This window comes from Exiguobacterium chiriqhucha RW-2 (assembly GCF_000416965.1).
Taxonomy (GTDB): domain Bacteria; phylum Bacillota; class Bacilli; order Exiguobacteriales; family Exiguobacteriaceae; genus Exiguobacterium; species Exiguobacterium chiriqhucha.
This window is the reverse complement of the sequence record NZ_ATCL01000022.1, coordinates 117,616-135,157: the sequence shown is the minus strand read 5'-3', so window position 1 is coordinate 135,157 and position 17,542 is coordinate 117,616. Positions and strand designations below refer to the sequence as shown.

The following is a 17,542-nucleotide window of genomic DNA, read 5'->3' as shown; positions in this document are numbered from 1 at the left end:
GAAATGGAGGAGGTCTCATGGCAACTCCGGTCTCGCAAATGACACCGATCCCGAACAAGGACGCCTTCCGTTCCGGCATGCGTGCCGGTATTCCCGTCGCCGTCGGCTACATCCCGATTGCCATCGCCTTCGGCCTGCTTGCGAAATCATTCGACATGCCGAACGTCATCACGCTCGCCATGTCATTATTCATCTTTGCCGGCGCCAGTCAGTTCATCGGTGTCCAGTTGATTATGGCCGGGTCGATGTATTGGGAAATCATCTTGACGACGTTCATCCTGAATTTACGGCATTTCCTGATGTCGGCGTCGTTGTCCCAGCGGCTCGAGACGACCTCGAATCGATTTCTGGCCGCCATCGCGTTCGGTGTGACCGATGAGACGTTCAGTGTCGCCTCGACGCGTGACGAGTCGACGCGCGGCCACTTCGTGCTCGGACTAAACCTAATCGCCTTTTTGGCTTGGAACGTCGGGACATGGATTGGCGTCTTTCTCGCCTTCGGCTTGCCCGCCTCGGTCCAAACGAGTATGGGCATCGCCTTGTACGCCATGTTCATCGGCCTACTCGTCCCATCCCTTACCCGCAAACCGGTCATCGTCGTGGCTGCAATCGCCGTCTTGACTCAAGCCATTCTCTACTTCGGCGTCTCTCCATTCATCCCGCTGTCGTCCGGTTTGAGCATCATCTTGGCCACGATGGTCGCAGCCGGCATCGGCGCTTTGGTATACAAGGAGGATGAGGCATGATCAGTCTGTTCTTGCTCGTCCTGGCAATGGCGTTCGTCACATACATCCCGCGGCTCGTTCCGTTGCTTTGGCTCAGGGACGTCAAGTTGCCGCCGTTCTTGAAGCGATTTTTACTGTTCACGCCTTATGCGGTGCTCGCCAGCCTGATTTTTCCGGGCATCCTACAGGCGACGAACAGTCTCACGTCCGCTTTAGCGGGTGGGGTCGTCGCCGCAGCGCTCGCATTACTCCGGGCCAACTTGATGCTCGTCGTCATCGGTGGCATTGCCGGGGTGTATCTCGTGGATGCGCTCCTCTAACAAACAAGTCCGCCCAAATCGGGCGGACTTGTTTGTTTAGGCAGAGACGGCCTGACGTCGTAATTGAACGAACACGTCGACGAATGCGGCATCCCACTGGGTACCACGTCCACTCTCGAGAATCGAGAGTGCTTTTTCGACAGGCATCCCTTTCCGATACGGACGGTCCGATGTCATGGCGTCATACGCATCGGCAATCGCCATGATGCGACCGAAGAGCGGGATCCCTTCCCCGACCAATCCGTCCGGATATCCGCGCCCGTCAATCCGCTCATGGTGAGACCGGACCCCGGCCATAATCGGTTGCAGTGACTCGGGCAAGGCGATTTGATTCAATATATGAATGCCGATCGTCGGATGCTCTTGAATCTGAGCGAACTCGTGGTCCGTCAGCTTCCCTTCTTTCAACAGCACATCATCGCGAATCCCGATTTTTCCGATATCGTGCAGCAACGCCGATTTGCGGAGCAGCTCAATCTGTTCATTCGGCAATTGAAGCGCCTGCGCCAATTCGACGGAATAGGCGGCCACCCGCTCAGAATGTCCGGCCGTATACGAATCGCGGGCATCGAGTGTCGCGGCAAACAACACAAACAGGCTATTTAACAGTTGCTCGTTTTCCTGATCACGGTACGTGACGTTCGTCACCATCTGGTTGAAGCCCGTGACGAGTTGGGCGAACTCATCGGAGTAAGGGTTGTCGATTGTGTTCAACCGCCCGGCATCCAATGCGGCGACCCCTTCGGTCAAGGCCCCGATTGGACGCTTGATGTTGTCATACAACAAAAAACTACTGAACGTCGCAACTCCGATGATGACGACCAAAATCAAAGCCGCCCACTGCCAATACGCATCGGCTTGTTCTACCGTCGACAGCTGCACTCCTGACGCTAAAATGAACAATGCGACCGGGAAGACCCCGATGACGAGCATGCTAATCAACAACTTCGTTCGGACGCTGATGGACCGATACGTCGCTTGCAGCGGACGTTGATGTAGACGATGGCTCATCTCTTGCAATTGGAGCAAGAGCGGTTCCACCGACCGGTACGTCAAAAAGAATTCGATAAGCGCGTGTAAGATGGCAATCAAGATGGCGCCGAACGCCGCCAAACCAATCAACCGATACGGGAGGTCGATCCAGCCTTGGTGAATGGCAAACGCCGTCAAACTCATCGCCGGAACGGATAACCCGAATAAGTGTGGACCCAGAATCCGCTTTACCGTCAACGTGGGAAAGTGACTCGTCTGATTGAACGCCTGTTGTAACGCCTCATAGGTCGGTGCATCCGTATGGAACACGTGATAGATAGGACGAATGTGACGCCGATAGAGGAGTAATTCAAGCCCGATCATCGTCATGCCCGACATCCCCATGATGACGGCCAAGATGAGCATCTCGGTCTGGGACAGACTGAGCGTCTGAAAAATAAACAGTCCCCCGACCCCGAACACGGCGATGCCTGATCCCCATATGTAGTTCATAATGAGCGTACGTTGAAACTGTTTGAACATATGCATGTCACTCCTGCCTTCTTACCGACCTGTTTCTTATTATATCGACAAAAGTGACACTATTTTACAGCAAAACAAAACGGGCCCCTATACAGGGACCCGTCATTCACTGTTATGGACGAAGTGGACCTTCGTTGTCATCAAGTGAACGGTTATCTTGATCTGGTGTGATGTTGTCGTGGAACGGGTTCGGTTCTGGACCGTCTACGTTCGTCACATCAGATTGTGGGGCTTGGGGACGATTCGTTTCACGCTTCAACTCTTGTTTCGTTTGATTCGCTTCACGTTTCGACTGTTCCACACCTTGTTTCGCCTGTTGCTTCGCAGCTTCGGCTTCTTGATTCATCTGTGCTTTTTCTTGCTCGAGACCTTCTTTCGATACTTCTGTTTCATCGATTCGCTTCTCAGCTTTCTTCAAGTAGCGAGCTGCTGTCTCACGTCCACCAAGACCGAAGGCAAGGCCGAAGGCGAGAGCAACTGCACCAAGGATGAGCAAGAATGCCGTATTGACGATCATTGGCGCGATGCCAAGTTGGCTGATTGCCATGAAGAAGGCGATTCCAAGAATCGCGTATTTCGCGACGTGGCGCAAGACGCTCGGTTGGCCAGCTCCATCTACGAGCACGCTACCGACGAGACGCTCTGCCATGTTCGCGAGCCAGAAACCGACCGCCAAGATGACGATGGCTGCGATGACCATTGGCAAGTATGCGAAGATTGCTGTTGCGAGCGAAGCCATAAAGTCGAGGTTCGCGACTTGAAGTGCCTCTGATACGAACAACAAGATGATGATGATTTGAACGATGGTTCCGATGACTTGTGCAATCGATGTCGATGACGTTGAGCGGCCACCGAGACCCATTTTGCTAGCGAGTGAGTTGACGCCCAAGTTCTCAAGGAGAGACACGACGACACCTTTCAACCACTTGGCAATGAACACACCGGCGAGAATCAAGACGATTGCTACGATGATGTTCGGAATCATCGCCAAGACGTCATTGAGCATTGAGATGGCCGGGTCCGAAATTCCACGAATATCAAGTGCTTCAAGCGCTGAAATCGTGACCGGGATCATAATCAAGATGAAGACGATTGTTCCAACCGCTTTCGCAAGACTAGAGCCTTTCACGTAGTCAGCTAAGTGAAGTTTCTCGGCGAAGCGGTTAAGACCTGCTGCTTCCAAGAACTTCGTCAAGATGTCACGGACGATTTTCGCAACGATATAACCAATCGCGAAGATGAGAGCCGCAGCGACAAGTTTCGGAATGAAAGCAAGGAAACTGTTCAACAAGTCTTCAAATGGTCCACTGATGCCTTGCAATCCAAGTGCATCAAGTACAGCCGGAAGAGCTAACAATAGTACAAGGTAGAAGACGATATTGGCGACCGTGTCGACCCATTTCGTCTGATTGACGCTTGTCGACTCTTGGCCTGTCTTCTCCATCAACTTGTTCAAGTTGAGGCGATGACCTGCCATTTGAATACCTTTCTTCAAGAGCGTGGCGATAATCCATGCGACGAGCAGGATGAGACCCGCTTTGATGACGCCTGTGATCAAGCCAGAGAAGCCGGTATAGATTTGGCTGAACGGTTGAGCGACAGCCGGTACGTTCAAGAATTCAAAGATAATTAAGAATGCGAGAAGCAGTACGCCAAAGAAGACGACTTTCGCGATGATGCGTTCAGGTGTCCACCGCTTTTCCTCTCTTCCAGGTTTTCCAGGTTCACCTTCTTGTTTCACACCTACACGATCGTCAAGACGTGCTTTGCGAAGCGCTTTGCGCGTCACGTTTTCAAGAACTTTCGCCAAAATGAATCCGACGACAAGAATGACCAATGCAAGCAAAAGCTCAGGCAGCCATGACATGAACGTGTTGAAGTTGTAAGTAGTATCGTTCATTTAACATCTTCCTCCAATCTCTTTTTGAAATGATTTCTTTTATTTGACTCTTTGTATAAATACCAACATTTGCATTTGCCTAAACCTTGCCATTTCCTATTCCTCTATAAAATGATTCTCGGAAAAATGTTTTTTAGAAAGTGCTCTTATAAGAAAGAAGTCGTGTCTTTCTCCAGTAAATGTGATACGAATTAAAAGAAGAAGTCTTTTGAGGAGGAATCAAGATGAACATCGCCCTGATTGCCCACGATAAGAAAAAAGATGATTTGATTGTGCTCGTAAAAGCCTATGCCCACGTCTTGAAACAACATCAATTATTCGCGACCGGTACGACTGGAAAGCGCGTCGCTGAGGCGACCGGTTTACCGGTCCATTGTTTTCAATCCGGACCGCTTGGCGGGGACCAAGAAATCGGTGCCGCCGTCGCTCGAGGCGAGATGGACATGATTATTTTCTTCCGTGACCCGTTGACGGCCCAGCCGCACGAACCCGATGTGAGCGCCTTGATGCGTCTCTGTGACGTGTATTCGATCCCGCTAGCGACGAATATGGGAGGCAGTGAGATTCTCATCCGCAGCATCGAACAAGGTGACTTCGAATCATTGACGCTATCGCATAACGACCCACCCCCGGAATAATCCAACTATGAGAAGAGAGGAATTTTTCTGAAATCACACGTATCGAACGATCCAATCGTTCAACAGTTTTACGATCAAGTCCGAACGCACTTGCACGACCTGCTCAATGATGAGACGAAAGCCGATCGGTTGCTCGACAGTTTAGCGGGCTATATTCGACAGGCGGAAAAGAATGGACAGTCGCTAGAGGGGCTGACCAAGCAAAACCCGAAGGATTATGCCTTATTCTTAATCGAACAACCGACGACGAACGAAGAGTATCGCCGCCGCTACCATACGATGATCGAGGCGTCAGAAGAATTGAAATCGCATGAGAAAACTCAAGCCAATCGGGAATTCGACTGGGCCATCGATCGGCTCAACGACGTCCAGGTCAAGCTTCAAGATGTCGAGATGCGTGACGTCTCCTTTTTGGCCTATACAAAAATCGAGGCCATCAAATCATCGCGTCGCGTCTGGAATCAATTCGGTTGGTTGCTCGGCATGATTTTAGCGTTCGCCTATGCGAATCTGTTGCTCGTCATGGATGACGTGTTCAGTTTGCGCTTGTTCACGGCACCGGCCACGCCTTACCCGCTCGACTACTTCGGATTCGTGCTCCCCGTGTTGTTGACTGGTGCCGTGTTTGGACTTTTGACGCGGTTTCGCCATCACTTTCAGACGTTAGGACGACGGATTCTATTCGCCTTGCTCATCATTGCCGTATACGTCGGGTTCGTTTTATTGACCCAGCCCATCCTGTTCTCGCTCGGATGGTCATTCTTGATTCAATTGACGCCTGTGTATGCGCTCATTCTGCTCGCGATCAGTGGGTTCATGGCCATGTGGACACTCGTCGAGTTCGTTTGGAAGAACACGCGATGCCATCTCGGAAACGAAACATTAATGATTTATTATTGATGACGCCATTCTCGCCTTGAGATGGCGTTTTTTGTTTGAACCTTTGTTAGAACGGAAATTACTAATAGCGTGACGTCAATTTAACAAATAAACGATTACGAAGGAGGCACAACATGTCGGATCGCAAAATCATTGGGTTATTCCATAATGAGCAAGAAGTCATGGATAAGGTGAATGAACTCAAGCAAGCTGGGGAAGCAGAGAAAAACATGCACGTCGTAGCCAAGCGGGACGGGGAAATTTCTGCCTTGCGTTACCACACCGATGTGAATGCCGAATCGGGGATTCGTGATGTCAACTGGTTGGACCGTGTGAAAGCGTTCCTTCACGGAAGCGACCGCATTCGCGATGAGTTGCGGAATATGGGGCTTAGTGACGCGGAGGCGGAAGAATATTACACGTCCATCGACGCCGGCAAATTACTGCTTTACGTCGATAAGCATTCGTACGAACGCTATCCGAACATGTACAAAAAAGATAGTGCGCTCGACCATGATAAAGGGGAAGAAGCGGATGGCATCGCTTTCGATGCGAAACCGTTCAATGATCACGACGAAGAACCACGTGGCACGAAAGAGGACCCGATCGTCCGCGGACATTCTGGTTTAGAAGACCATCGCCGATTATAAGGAGGAAGACACTATGAGTGAGAAACGATTCATCAGCATGTATGACACGCAAGACGCGGCACTCGGCAAAGTCGAGGAGTTGCGTGCGAAAGGCTACAAAGATTCAGATATCTATGTCGTCGCCAAGCATGAGGACAATGTCTCGATTTTGCGTCGTCAGACAGACGTCCATACCGAAGCGTCACACCATACCGGATGGTTCGATAAAGTTCGGGCGTTCTTGAGCGGGCATGAGGATGTCCACGCGGGACTTCGAAATATGGGATTGAGCGAAGAAGAGGTAAATCGCCACTATAGCGATGTCGAGGCCGGAAAAATCTTGATTTATGTGGACGAAGATTTCGAACGTCGCCACAATGAAGGACTGACGGTCGATTCGACGCCTTATAACGACTCGAGACACGACTCGAGCCATCAAGGCCACCATACGGCTGATGGTCTTGAAATCGATTCGACTCCATATAATGAACCGAAACATGTCACACATGATGCGAGTCGTTCTGACCGCCCGTCGTCTGACGGCTTAGAAATCGATTCGACTCCATACAATGAACCGAAACATGCCACACATGATGCGAGCCGTTCTGACCGCCCGTCATCTGATGGCTTAGAGGTCGATTCGAAACCGTTCAATGAATCGGTCGGTGATGACCCGAACCGAGCCGTCGACCCTGAACAGGATCGATTGGACAAAGAATCCGATTTGAATGACCGCGAGAACAAGTTGCGCGGACTCGATGATCGGGCACTCCGTAACGACTATGAAGATCCGGATAATATTCGCCGTTTCTAATCCACGGATGCAACAAGGACCTGACCGCAACCCGGTCAGGTCCTTGTTTTACGTCAAGCGGTTCTTCGGTTCTTCCCCATCGAGCACGTTCATGATGGCTTCTCGGTTGAGCGCCATCATCGCGAGTCGGGTCTGAATCGATGCGCTGCCGATGTGCGGGAGCGTCGTCACGTTCGGGAGCGTCAAGAGCGGATGGTCCATCGCCACCGGCTCTTTGGCGAACACATCAAGTCCTGCCGCCCAAATCCGCTGTTCTTTTAACGCCTCGTACAACGCCGCCTCATCGATAATCTCGCCACGGGCGACATTGATGAAGCTGGCCGTCTGTTTCATTTTGGCGAACTGTTCCGCCCCTAACATCCCACGTGTTTCCTCGGTGAGGGGCGCAAGGACGACGACGAAATCGGATTGTTCGAGCAGTTCATCGAGTTCCGCGTAGACGAACCCATACATCGATTCCGATTCATGCCGTCGCGTCCGATTATGATACAACACGTCCATGTCGAAGCCACGGGCCCGGCGTGCGACCGCCTCGCCGATACGTCCCATTCCAATAATCCCGAGCTTGGCCCGATACAAGTCCATGCCGACGTACCCCATCGGCGTCCACGACTTCCACTCCCCGGCCCGTAAATCACGTTCCGCTTCCCCAAGCCGGCGTGCCGTCATCATCATCAATCCGAAGGCGAGGTCGGCCGTCGTCTCGGTCAACACGTCTGGCGTGTTCGTCACGATGATGCCACGTTCTTTCGCCGCCTCGATATCGATATTGTTATAGCCGACCGCCAAGTTCGATATGACTTCGAGCTGTGGGGCTTGCTCAATCAGTTCCCGGTCGATCGTGTCACTGAGCATCGTCCAAAGCGCATGTGCCGACGCCGCTTCTTCCACTAACACGTCACGCGGGACACTCTTCGCTTCTTCTTCCCACATGCGGACCTCGTACTTGTCCCGTAGCGGTGCCACAGCCTCTTCCGGTAATCGTCTCGTGATGTAAATTCGTTTCTTCATATCGTTTCCCCCTTTTGTCTCGTCTCGACCAGTGTATCAAACCGGTTCGATCAAGACTTCTTTTTCGTCACTGGATTTTGTTCCATGAACTTTTCGAACAACGAGCCAAAGTCACTGTCAAGCAGTTGCTCAATCGTCTTCGATGAGTCCATCGCGTTCCGGTACGCGACTTCGTTGATGGCGAGGCCGATCGCCCACGTGATGCCTGATGCGACAGTCGCATTGATGACGCTCGCCGCCGCGTTCGCCCCCGGGAAGAATTTCATGACGTTCAGTAAAATCGTCTTCGAGAGCGCCCGTCCGATTTGCGGGATGATGGTGCTGCCGATCAGCGTCTTCAGCATATCGTCGTTCGCTTTCACGCCCCAGTAGCGGAACAAGTGAACGCTCATCGTCACTTGAATCGGTGTGAGCGCGATCGCATCAGCGAACGGAAGCGGCACGGCGGCCGCCGTTCCGGCACTGGCGACATAACCCGAGATGATGCGGTTCGCCTTCTTCCGCTTCAATTTGAGCATCGCCTCACTCTCGGCATGAATCTCCATGAGCAACCCTTCTTGGAGCGAGTGGTCGAGCTGTTCGACCGACCACGTGACAAGACGTTCCCAATCGAGATGGGCCCGTAATTCCGGGTCATTCAACAGCTCGGCGGCGACGCTGACTTGGAACACGGCCTCTTCCGGTACCACATCCATTAATTCCTGTCGGAGGGCCGTGAGCTCATCTACATCGACTTGGTCGATTTGTGTCAACAGGACGGCGACCGATGTCGCTTCGTTTAACTGCTTGATGAGCGCACGGTCGAGCGGGGTGACCCGTTTCATCGAGGCGTTGATGACGTACCAAACGAGATGAATCTGTTCGGCAGCGCCTTTCGTCTGGGCCCGCTCAACGAAACCGATGACTTCATCGGCATACGCTTGCTGCCGGTCGCTCCCAATCTCATACCCTTCACTGTCATAGAGCACGATGGAAATCTCATCGCTCATGAACTGATGAATCCCCCGCGTCACCGGTTCACCGGCGGCCACTTTCGTCAAGTCGCGACCGAACACGTGGTTGACGACCGAACTCTTGCCCGATCCGGTCGCCCCTGCGATGAAAATATTCGGCTTTTTGACTTTTCCGCGTAAGCGGTCGAGCTCTTCCTTCAAATCGTACGTATCAAAATTGAATGGGGTCTGTTTATCCATGTCCGTTCCTCCTCATTGATTGAGCGTCCGGCCGAGCCGTCGCATCTCTTCCTCGAATCCGCGGTGCACGTCCAGTTCAATCGTCTGTTTGACCAGCTCGTATTGTTGATTGACGGCTTTCTTGATGCCGCGCTCCGCCGTTCGCCGTTTGAATGCCCAATAAATGAAATGGACGCCCGGAATCATGCCGAGCACCATCTTTCGGACGGTCCGGTTAAACGAATAATCAAACCCGAGCTCGACCCGACGCGCTTTAAAGACAAGGTCGGACGGGGCACCGACGAGCGGGTAGCGTTCCATCAATTGAATATAATGCCGAACGCCTTGGGCCATCGCCGCCTCTGTCGTCTCAGCGGCCGCTTCGAGCGTTCGTTCCAAGTCTTTTTCGATTTGGCGGGCTTTCCAGCTGATCATCACTTGCGGGGTGATCATGCGAATCGTCTCAGCCGAACGATAGCTCCGGGCGCGCCACGCCTCTAACTCGGTCAATAAATGACGCGTCAAGTTATGCGGTAGTTTTCGTTCGACGTCTTTCCAGAGGTTGGTCCGATTACGTTGCCACACCGCCTCATAGCCGATATGCGGCACGACTTGTCCGCCGAGCAATTTCTTTTCGACACTGTTGACGCGAATCATCGCATCTCGTGAAATTCCGAGTTCGCGTATGAGCACGTCCTCCATCGCTTCCGCCTTCTCGACGTTCATCGCACTGTCTGGGTTATAGTTCGTCAAGATGATTGTGACATTGCTTCGCTTCGCGTAGAGCGGTTTGAGAATCGATTCGAGTTCGTACGCCTCGACGCGCCCCGAGTTGATCGAGAGTAAATAATAGATGGTATGGAACCAGTCGGCGATATCGAGCGCACCTTCTCGCTTGTTGACGATGGAGAGGACCGCTTCATGCCATTCGTCGGATCGGTCCGCCTCGAGTCCCCACGTATCGAAGAAACGGAACAGGATACCGCGCTCGAGATCGTAGTACTCGTATTCGTGAAGTCCTTCGGCTGTCACCGGGCTGCCGGCACGTGACTCGGCAACGTCACGCCCATAAATGTAATTTAAAAAAGCGCTCTTCCCGACCCCGGTCTTCCCCGCGATCAATATGTTCGAGACAAGCCCCGTGTTGTCCATATGGTTCCCCCTGCATTCGTTATATAATAACCATTATACTAAACGGACACATTTGAAACGTCCGACGGAAGGATGAGACCGATGCTGCACCATGTCGAACTGTACGTTTCCGATTTAACGAAGAGCCTGAACGCTTGGGACTGGCTTCTCACCGAACTCGGCTATACCGTCTATCAACAATGGGACGAAGGGCGAAGTTATCGATTCGGCGCCACGTATCTCGTCTTCGTCCAAACTGAGGCCGACCACCTCGAACCGCCGTATCATCGTAAAAAGACAGGGTTGAACCACCTCGCCTTTCATGCCGCCTCATTGGAGCAACTCGAGCGACTGCGCTCGGAATTGCCTCAGCACGGATTCACGGAGCTCTATGCCGACCGATTCCCTTATGCCGGTGGTCCGAACTATATCGCTCTTTATTTCGAGGATCCCGACCGCATGAAAGTCGAACTCGTGGCAACGATGTGAACAGTTGAAACGGCTTTCAAAAAAGTTTGTGAAAACAATTGCAAACTTTTGTTGGACCTCCTAGACTTAAGTTGTCTAAAGGAGGCCGTGTTCAAATGGAAAAACAAGCTGTCGAGTATATGGAAGAAGCCGCCTATAAAAAAGCGACGCTGTTGCGTCATGCGTTCGGTCACTACGCACTCCGCTCCATCGTCGCTGGTTTTCTAATCGGGATTGGGGTCGTCTTTGCCTTTTCGGTCGGTAACATGTTCATCGATGTGCCCGGGACGATGTTGTTCGCCGGGATGAGTTTCTCGGTCGCGCTCGTCTTCATCGTCTGGATGGGCGGCGAGCTGTTCACGAGCAACACGATGTATCTGTATACGGGTGCGAAACGCGGACGTGTCGACTGGTGCGATTTGACGGCCGTCTGGGGTATCAGCTGGTTCGGTAACCTCGTCGGTGCACTGATCCTCGTCGGGCTCGTCATCGGTGCCCACAGCATGGGTGACGTCGACACGGATCATCTCTTGTCCGTCGTCGCTGCGAAAAAGATGGGCGGCGAGGCGCTCGCGATTTTCTTAAAAGGGATTTTGTGTAACATCCTCGTCTGTATCGCTATCTTCATGCCACTGAAAACGAAGAATGATGTCGCCAAAATCATGCTGACGATGCTACCGGTCGTCGTCTTTTTCGCCGCCGGCTTCGAGCACTCGATTGCCAATATGGGCATCTTCGGGCTCGTGCTCTATTATGTCCCGTCCGAGGCGATTAACGTCAGTCTAGCGTTGCATAACCTCGTCTTCGCCACGCTCGGCAATATCGTGGGCGGTGCCTTGTTCGTCGCCGGGACGTACGTCCATTTGAACGCCAAGCCAGCCGATACGAAAATCGAATCCATCCGTCAACAAGCATAAAAAGACAGGGGCCCCGATGCGCAGGGCCCCTGTTGTTGCATATTGAACGAATTAACCTTTTGTCGTATCGGCAGCAGCCGCTTGGACTGCACCTTGTGCGACTTCTTCTTCTTCGACGTCCCAACATTCCGTGTTCTCGATGCCGAGTTTACGGGCCGAGAAGCGTGGGTTGAGCCCTTGGGCACGCTGCTCTTCGTAGTCGCGAAGGACTTTGAAGGCGACGCCACCAAGCAATGTGATGGCTGCAATGTTGATTAACGTCATCCCTGCCATGAACAAGTCAGCCAAGCTCCAGACGAAGCCGAGGCTTGCGACCGCTCCGATGAAGACGAACGCCATTGTCGCAAGGCGGAAACCAAGAACTGCGTTTTTGCTCTTCTTGATGAACTCGATGTTTGTTTCACCGTAGTAGTAGCTACCTGCGATTGAACTGAAGGCGAACAAGAAGACACTGACAGCTACGAACGCTGGCGCCCACGATCCGATTTGTTCGCTCAATGCATTTTGAAGCATGACGATTCCTTCTCCGTTACCGGCAGCATAGCTGTCTGAGAGGAGGATGATGGCCGCTGTTGCCGTACAGACGATCAACGTGTCCAAGAAGACGCCGAGCGCTTGAAGGAAACCTTGTTTCGCTGGGTGTGAAACTTCAGCAGCTGCTGCCGCGTTTGGTGCCGAACCCATACCTGCTTCGTTCGAGAAGAGACCGCGACGTACACCCATCGAGATGGCTGCTCCGACCGATCCACCGAACGCTTGCTCAAGACCGAATGCGCTCTGGAAGATCATCGCGAACACGCCTGGGATTTCTGTGATGTTGACGACGACGACATAAGCTGCGATTGCCAAGTACAATCCAGCCATAATCGGTACAACGATTGCCGAGAAGTTGGCGACACGGTGTACACCACCGAAGATGACCAATCCAGTCAAGACGACGAGGATGGCTCCACCGACGACGGCATCGATGCCGAACGCGTTATCAAACGCGGCCGCGATCGTGTTCGATTGCACTGAGTTGAAGATGAGACCGAACGTCACCGCGATTAAGACGGCGAAGACGATACCAAGGGCCCGGTTGTTGAGTCCTTTTTCAATGTAGTATGCTGGACCGCCACGGTAAGCGACGTCATCTTTTACTTTATATACTTGAGCGAGCGTGCTCTCAATCATCGCTGTCGCTCCACCGAGAAGCGCGACGATCCACATCCAGAATACCGCTCCTGGTCCACCGACCGTCACGGCGACAGTGACACCGGCCAAGTTACCAGTCCCGATGCGTGTGGCCGCACCGATGAAGAATGATTTCATCGAACTGATGCTCTTGCTGTCTGTGACTTCTGGTTTTTCAGTAACGACCCGGAACATCTCTTTTAAGTAACGGAACTGCATAAAGCGCGTCCTCACTGTAAAGTAAATCCCTGCTCCGACGAGCGCGACGATGAGAACATACGTCCATAAGATGTTGTTCATGTAATCGACGCTTCCTTGTAACATGCTTTGCACGGCTTCCATAAATAAGTTCCTCCCTGTTGTGTGAATCTAAAGTTGTTAAGATTTTTTATAATGTCTTGTTTTGAATTATACAAAGATTCTGACAATTATCAATAATTTTTTTATAGGTCAGTTCACACTTATTTCATATGTTATATAACAAAAGTTGAGTTATAGCTTTATTTAAAGCGCTTACAAAGTTATTTGAAAGAAATAATAAATCTTTATTTCCCTGCTGTTTTTTGACGTCCTCATTCAACTTGTTTCAAACTATTCGCTTTGTGAATAGATTTGTATGTATAGAACATACCGCTTCCTTTCACTATTCATTTGGGAAATAAAAAAAGCAGACGCTCATTGAGCGGCTGCTTGTTAAACGCCTGTCCGTTTCTTCTGGTTGTTCGGCTTCTTCGTCAACTGGTTCGTCAACGGTTTCTGCTTCGTCCCACGAAGTCCTGTCGGCACTTTCGTCTCGTTTTGTTTCTTTTCAGCGAGTTTTTGCTTCATCGCCTCTTGAAAACTTAATTTCTTTTCAGTCATGTTATTCACCTCCAGCTTCGATCACTTTCACCCGACCGACCTGTCCATCGCTTAAGCGTACTTTAATGCCGTGCGGGTGACGCGGCGAGTTCGTCAAAATGTCTTTGACGACGCCTGACGTCAACTTCCCACTCCGCTGATCTTGTTTTAGGACAATCTGGACGTGGAGCCCTGGGCGAATGTCCGCGCGTTTCGTGCCATCCATACCCGACACCCCTTTCCGTATAGTCAACCTCTATCATATGCTCTTTTCCCGCGTTTGTCACAATCTATTCCACGATGCCGATTTGTCCGACCGTCCTCGTCAAATAACTTTGATCGGTCTCGAATCGGTTCGTCCCCTGTCCCCAAGCCGTCTCGACCTCGACGCGGCCTCGTTCGAACGAGATTGTCAAAATCACTCGTCCTGCCTCATTTTGTAATCGGGCGACTCCTTGTAGCGTATGAAAGGCATGGGTCAAGTCTCGTGCGAATTGGACATATTCCTCCGTCCGGATCGTCTCGATGACTTGTGCATGGACGAGTCGTAACGTGTCGCGTGACGCTTCCGCGATGACGAACTCGAATGTCGTCTCATCGTTTCCCATCTCTATTTGATGCTGCATCTTCCTACCTCCTAAAAAGACACCTTCGCCGGGAAGGTGTCTTCTCATTATAAGCGGTACAGTCTTGCTTCGAACGGACGCAGCATAAACGTGTCCGTCTCGATTGTCTCAGGATCCATCTCATTCGTTAACACGAGCGTCGCTTTGTCGAGACCAGGCAGCGTCGTCTCGGCAGGGTTTGCCGTCAAGTTGACGATGATATAAAACGTCTGTTGTTCGAACGTGCGCTCATAGGCGAACACTTGCAGATGTTCCGGCAACAAATCGCGGTAACTGCCGTACGTGAACGTGTCTTCCGTACGACGAAGACGAATCATCGCCTTATAGAACGAAAGAATCGAATGGGCATCCTTCGATTGGGCGTCGACGTTGAGCGTCTCATACTCTTCATGAATCGGCATCCATGGCGACGCTGTCGAGAAACCAGCGTTCGGTGACGCGTCCCATTGAATCGGGGTGCGGACGTTGTCGCGTGATGTGCCCCATACGTGCTGCATCGAATCGATTTCGCTCATCCCGTTGGCAATCCGTTCGAAGTATTCATTTTTCGTCGCCACATCGTCATAGTCATGGATGGACGGAAGCGGCACGTTCTTCATGCCGATTTCCTGCCCTTGATAGATGAATGGTGTCCCATGCATGAAGAAATACATCATGCCGAGGGCGGTCGCGCTCTCACGCCAATAGTGGTTCTCATCCCCGACGAGCGAGACGGCACGGACCATGTCATGGTTCTCGATATAGAGGGCGTTCCATCCCGTCTCGAGCAAGCCTTGTTGCCACTTGTCAAAGATGCGCTTCAGCTCGACGACATCGAGCGGCGCTAGACGTGATTGACGCATGATGTCAACATGATCGAAATGGAACGCCATGTTCATCGCCCCGTTTTCCGGTCCCATCCATAGATCGGCGGCTTGCGGTTCAATCCCGTTCGTCTCGCCGACCGTCATAATATCGTAATTGGCGAACGTCGCTTGTTTCATCTCTTGGAGATAGTCGTGGATGCCATCGATGTTCGAATACATCGAGAACGCCGTGACGTGCGGTTTTCCGTCTGGAGACGGCAACATCGTCTCGGTTGGCATCTTCTTGATGTGGCTGATCGCATCGACCCGGAATCCGTCGATGCCTTTGTCGAGCCACCAGTTGATCATATCGTAGACGGCACCACGCACGTCTTCATTTTCCCAGTTCAAGTCCGGCTGTTTTTTGGAGAAGACGTGCAAATAGTATTGCTCGGTCGTCTCATCGTACTCCCACGCCGAACCACCAAAGATGCTCGCCCAGTTGTTCGGGGGTCCCCCATCCGTCCCATCGCGCCAGATATACCAGTCGCGTTTCGGGTCGTCTTTCGAGCGTTTCGATTCGACGAACCACGGGTGCTCATCGGACGTGTGGTTGACGACGAGGTCCAAGAGCAGCTTCATGCCGCGTGCATGGACGGCCTTGAGCAAGGCGTCAAAGTCTTCCATCGTCCCAAATTCTTGCATGATGTCTTGATAGTCCGAGATATCATAGCCGTTGTCATCGTTCGGAGATTTGTACATCGGACATAGCCAAATCACATCGATGCCAAGGTCTTCTAAATAATCGAGCTTCTCGATAATACCGCGGAGATCACCAATCCCGTCTCCGTTCGAATCTTTAAAGCTACGCGGGTAAATCTGATACGCGATCGCTTCTTTCCACCACGTGCGGGTAACCGTTTTTTTCGCCACTTGTTCTCTGCTGACCATTGACTCCATACGCCGCTTGCCTCCTACATCTCATCATTTATATTTTATATTCTTGAACAGCAATACCTGTTTTAGGCTGAATCTAATCCTACAATAGCACTTGTGCAAGCGTTTGCAAATAATGAGATATAAAAAAATGTAGTCCGGAGACTACATTTTTGGGGCTGTCGCAACTTGTTCACAGAATGCGCCGATGACGTCCGCTAACCGCTCCCGGTCATGGTCCATCGTCGCCACATGATACGACTGTTCGAGCACCTCTCGTTGTTTTGGGGCTTGAACGGTCTCGTACAACCACATCGAGTCCTCGGGCGGCACGACGTTATCGATGGCCGAATGGATGACGCACGTCGGCACGGTCACCTCGGCCGCCATCGGTCGCACTTCCTCGATGAGCGCGAGTAATTCCCGAATGGCTGACGTCGGCACTTTGTCGTAGACGATCTCGTACACGCCCGGTGCACAGATATCCGGTTCGTCTTCATCAATGAAACGACAGACATCGTCCGTGGCGTGACAGGCATAGCCTGGCACGGACAACGCCGCATTGATGGTGACGATTGCATCGGCCTGCCCGGCCAAAGCGGCCTTCATCGCCAGCGTCCCGCCCATTGACTGCCCGACAACGATGACGTGTCGACATCGCTCACGCAAGAGACGGATACCGGCTTCCATCGACTCATACCAGCAGCGGCGTGTCGATTGCCGAAACTCTTCCGGATCCGTCCCATGTCCTTTGAGCCGTGGTGCGAAGACGGTGAATCCTTTCTCCATCAAGGCGATTCCGACGTCACGCACACTTTGAGGCGTCCCGTTAAAGCCATGGCATAACAAGATGCCGATATCATTTCCTTCATAATAAAACGCGCCCGCTCCCGGGATGACCGGATAAGTAATTGTCGTCATTCGTTTCCTCCCCATTTAATCCACAGTTAACCGATACACTTAATTGTATTAATGAATTGTAAGAGTTGGGGGACGTCCCGTCAACCCGATTGCCTACTTGCTCAGTTCTCTTCAAGTCTGTAATCAAACTGTAATATGAACT

At 51.9% G+C, this 17,542-nt stretch carries 19 protein-coding genes; 8 read left to right on the top strand and 11 right to left on the bottom strand.

Going from position 1 to position 17,542, the window contains the following annotated elements; genetic code table 11:
- The first annotated feature begins 17 nt into the window (after positions 1-17).
- Positions 18-746 carry an AzlC family ABC transporter permease gene (locus M467_RS30190; protein ID WP_021067964.1) on the top strand — a complete coding sequence of 243 codons (729 nt, stop codon included), beginning with the start codon at positions 18-20 and terminating at the stop codon, positions 744-746.
- Positions 743-1,045 (top strand): AzlD domain-containing protein, encoded by a 303-nt coding sequence (locus tag M467_RS30185; protein WP_021067963.1) that lies wholly within the window; start codon positions 743-745, stop codon positions 1,043-1,045. Before M467_RS30190 ends, M467_RS30185 begins: the two co-directional genes overlap by 4 nt.
- A 36-nt stretch (positions 1,046-1,081) precedes the next feature.
- On the opposite strand, the gene M467_RS30180 is transcribed toward M467_RS30185, so the two are convergent.
- Complete coding sequence (locus M467_RS30180) at positions 1,082-2,560, bottom strand: HD domain-containing phosphohydrolase (protein WP_021067962.1); 1,479 nt, start codon at positions 2,558-2,560, stop codon at positions 1,082-1,084.
- A gap of 112 nt (positions 2,561-2,672) precedes the next feature.
- Positions 2,673-4,460 (bottom strand): mechanosensitive ion channel, encoded by a 1,788-nt coding sequence (locus tag M467_RS30175; protein WP_021067961.1) that lies wholly within the window; start codon positions 4,458-4,460, stop codon positions 2,673-2,675.
- Between the two features lie 224 nt (positions 4,461-4,684).
- On the opposite strand from M467_RS30175, the gene mgsA reads away from it, so the two are divergent.
- The 4 genes from mgsA (at position 4,685) to M467_RS31715 (ending at position 7,420) form a co-directional block, all read left to right on the top strand.
- Complete coding sequence (mgsA, locus tag M467_RS30170) at positions 4,685-5,098, top strand: methylglyoxal synthase (RefSeq protein WP_021067960.1); 414 nt, start codon at positions 4,685-4,687, stop codon at positions 5,096-5,098.
- 90 nt (positions 5,099-5,188) lie between these two features.
- On the top strand, positions 5,189-5,998 hold the full coding sequence (locus M467_RS30165) for a hypothetical protein (RefSeq protein ID WP_021067959.1): 810 nt from the start codon (positions 5,189-5,191) through the stop codon (positions 5,996-5,998).
- Positions 5,999-6,111: 113 nt separating this feature from the next.
- Positions 6,112-6,627, top strand: coding sequence for a YflT domain-containing protein (locus M467_RS30160; RefSeq protein WP_021067958.1), 516 nt, complete (start codon positions 6,112-6,114; stop codon positions 6,625-6,627).
- Positions 6,628-6,640: 13 nt separating this feature from the next.
- Entirely contained in the window at positions 6,641-7,420 is a 780-nt protein-coding gene (locus tag M467_RS31715) for a YflT domain-containing protein (RefSeq protein ID WP_021067957.1), read from the top strand.
- 48 nt (positions 7,421-7,468) lie between these two features.
- Here M467_RS31715 and M467_RS30150 read toward each other — a convergent pair whose 3' ends face one another.
- From M467_RS30150 to M467_RS30140, 3 genes are read right to left on the bottom strand one after another with little or no spacing between them, the layout of a single operon-like run.
- Positions 7,469-8,431, bottom strand: a complete 963-nt coding sequence (locus M467_RS30150) for a 2-hydroxyacid dehydrogenase (protein ID WP_021067956.1) — start codon at positions 8,429-8,431, stop codon at positions 7,469-7,471.
- 50 nt (positions 8,432-8,481) lie between these two features.
- Positions 8,482-9,624 carry a YcjF family protein gene (locus tag M467_RS30145; protein ID WP_021067955.1) on the bottom strand — a complete coding sequence of 381 codons (1,143 nt, stop codon included), beginning with the start codon at positions 9,622-9,624 and terminating at the stop codon, positions 8,482-8,484.
- A gap of 12 nt (positions 9,625-9,636) precedes the next feature.
- Positions 9,637-10,755: a GTPase gene (locus M467_RS30140; RefSeq protein ID WP_021067954.1), complete on the bottom strand. Its 1,119-nt coding sequence runs from the start codon at positions 10,753-10,755 to the stop codon at positions 9,637-9,639.
- Between the two features lie 81 nt (positions 10,756-10,836).
- Between M467_RS30140 and M467_RS30135 the strand changes: the two genes are divergently transcribed.
- Positions 10,837-11,223: a VOC family protein gene (locus tag M467_RS30135; protein WP_021067953.1), complete on the top strand. Its 387-nt coding sequence runs from the start codon at positions 10,837-10,839 to the stop codon at positions 11,221-11,223.
- A gap of 95 nt (positions 11,224-11,318) precedes the next feature.
- A complete protein-coding gene (locus M467_RS30130; protein WP_021067952.1) occupies positions 11,319-12,119 on the top strand; it encodes a formate/nitrite transporter family protein in 801 nt (266 codons plus the stop codon).
- A gap of 51 nt (positions 12,120-12,170) precedes the next feature.
- On the opposite strand, the gene M467_RS30125 is transcribed toward M467_RS30130, so the two are convergent.
- The 6 genes from M467_RS30125 to M467_RS30105 all read right to left on the bottom strand — a co-directional run bounded on the left by M467_RS30125 (position 12,171) and on the right by M467_RS30105 (position 17,400).
- Entirely contained in the window at positions 12,171-13,634 is a 1,464-nt protein-coding gene (locus M467_RS30125; protein ID WP_021067951.1) for an alanine/glycine:cation symporter family protein, read from the bottom strand.
- A 351-nt stretch (positions 13,635-13,985) separates the two neighbouring features.
- Positions 13,986-14,153, bottom strand: coding sequence for a hypothetical protein (locus tag M467_RS31820; protein ID WP_021067950.1), 168 nt, complete (start codon positions 14,151-14,153; stop codon positions 13,986-13,988).
- A gap of 1 nt (position 14,154) precedes the next feature.
- A complete protein-coding gene (locus tag M467_RS30120; protein ID WP_021067949.1) occupies positions 14,155-14,358 on the bottom strand; it encodes a YwbE family protein in 204 nt (67 codons plus the stop codon).
- Positions 14,359-14,422: 64 nt separating this feature from the next.
- A complete protein-coding gene (locus M467_RS30115) occupies positions 14,423-14,758 on the bottom strand; it encodes a hypothetical protein (RefSeq protein WP_021067948.1) in 336 nt (111 codons plus the stop codon).
- Positions 14,759-14,805: 47 nt separating this feature from the next.
- Complete coding sequence (locus tag M467_RS30110; protein ID WP_021067947.1) at positions 14,806-16,503, bottom strand: glycoside hydrolase family 13 protein; 1,698 nt, start codon at positions 16,501-16,503, stop codon at positions 14,806-14,808.
- Between the two features lie 141 nt (positions 16,504-16,644).
- Entirely contained in the window at positions 16,645-17,400 is a 756-nt protein-coding gene (locus M467_RS30105) for an alpha/beta hydrolase (protein ID WP_021067946.1), read from the bottom strand.
- Positions 17,401-17,542: the final 142 nt, after the last annotated feature.

What these genes read in the sequence shown, in the direction of transcription:
- M467_RS30190 (WP_021067964.1), top strand. Translation starts at nt 18, where the DNA reads ATGGCAACTCCGGTCTCGCAAATGACACCGATCCCGAACAAGGACGCC.
- M467_RS30185 (WP_021067963.1), top strand. Translation starts at nt 743, where the DNA reads ATGATCAGTCTGTTCTTGCTCGTCCTGGCAATGGCGTTCGTCACATAC.
- M467_RS30180 (WP_021067962.1), bottom strand. Translation starts at nt 2,560, where the DNA reads ATGTTCAAACAGTTTCAACGTACGCTCATTATGAACTACATATGGGGA.
- M467_RS30175 (WP_021067961.1), bottom strand. Translation starts at nt 4,460, where the DNA reads ATGAACGATACTACTTACAACTTCAACACGTTCATGTCATGGCTGCCT.
- mgsA (WP_021067960.1), top strand. Translation starts at nt 4,685, where the DNA reads ATGAACATCGCCCTGATTGCCCACGATAAGAAAAAAGATGATTTGATT.
- M467_RS30160 (WP_021067958.1), top strand. Translation starts at nt 6,112, where the DNA reads ATGTCGGATCGCAAAATCATTGGGTTATTCCATAATGAGCAAGAAGTC.
- M467_RS31715 (WP_021067957.1), top strand. Translation starts at nt 6,641, where the DNA reads ATGAGTGAGAAACGATTCATCAGCATGTATGACACGCAAGACGCGGCA.
- M467_RS30150 (WP_021067956.1), bottom strand. Translation starts at nt 8,431, where the DNA reads ATGAAGAAACGAATTTACATCACGAGACGATTACCGGAAGAGGCTGTG.
- M467_RS30145 (WP_021067955.1), bottom strand. Translation starts at nt 9,624, where the DNA reads ATGGATAAACAGACCCCATTCAATTTTGATACGTACGATTTGAAGGAA.
- M467_RS30140 (WP_021067954.1), bottom strand. Translation starts at nt 10,755, where the DNA reads ATGGACAACACGGGGCTTGTCTCGAACATATTGATCGCGGGGAAGACC.
- M467_RS30135 (WP_021067953.1), top strand. Translation starts at nt 10,837, where the DNA reads ATGCTGCACCATGTCGAACTGTACGTTTCCGATTTAACGAAGAGCCTG.
- M467_RS30130 (WP_021067952.1), top strand. Translation starts at nt 11,319, where the DNA reads ATGGAAAAACAAGCTGTCGAGTATATGGAAGAAGCCGCCTATAAAAAA.
- M467_RS30125 (WP_021067951.1), bottom strand. Translation starts at nt 13,634, where the DNA reads ATGGAAGCCGTGCAAAGCATGTTACAAGGAAGCGTCGATTACATGAAC.
- M467_RS31820 (WP_021067950.1), bottom strand. Translation starts at nt 14,153, where the DNA reads ATGACTGAAAAGAAATTAAGTTTTCAAGAGGCGATGAAGCAAAAACTC.
- M467_RS30120 (WP_021067949.1), bottom strand. Translation starts at nt 14,358, where the DNA reads ATGGATGGCACGAAACGCGCGGACATTCGCCCAGGGCTCCACGTCCAG.
- M467_RS30115 (WP_021067948.1), bottom strand. Translation starts at nt 14,758, where the DNA reads ATGCAGCATCAAATAGAGATGGGAAACGATGAGACGACATTCGAGTTC.
- M467_RS30110 (WP_021067947.1), bottom strand. Translation starts at nt 16,503, where the DNA reads ATGGAGTCAATGGTCAGCAGAGAACAAGTGGCGAAAAAAACGGTTACC.
- M467_RS30105 (WP_021067946.1), bottom strand. Translation starts at nt 17,400, where the DNA reads ATGACGACAATTACTTATCCGGTCATCCCGGGAGCGGGCGCGTTTTAT.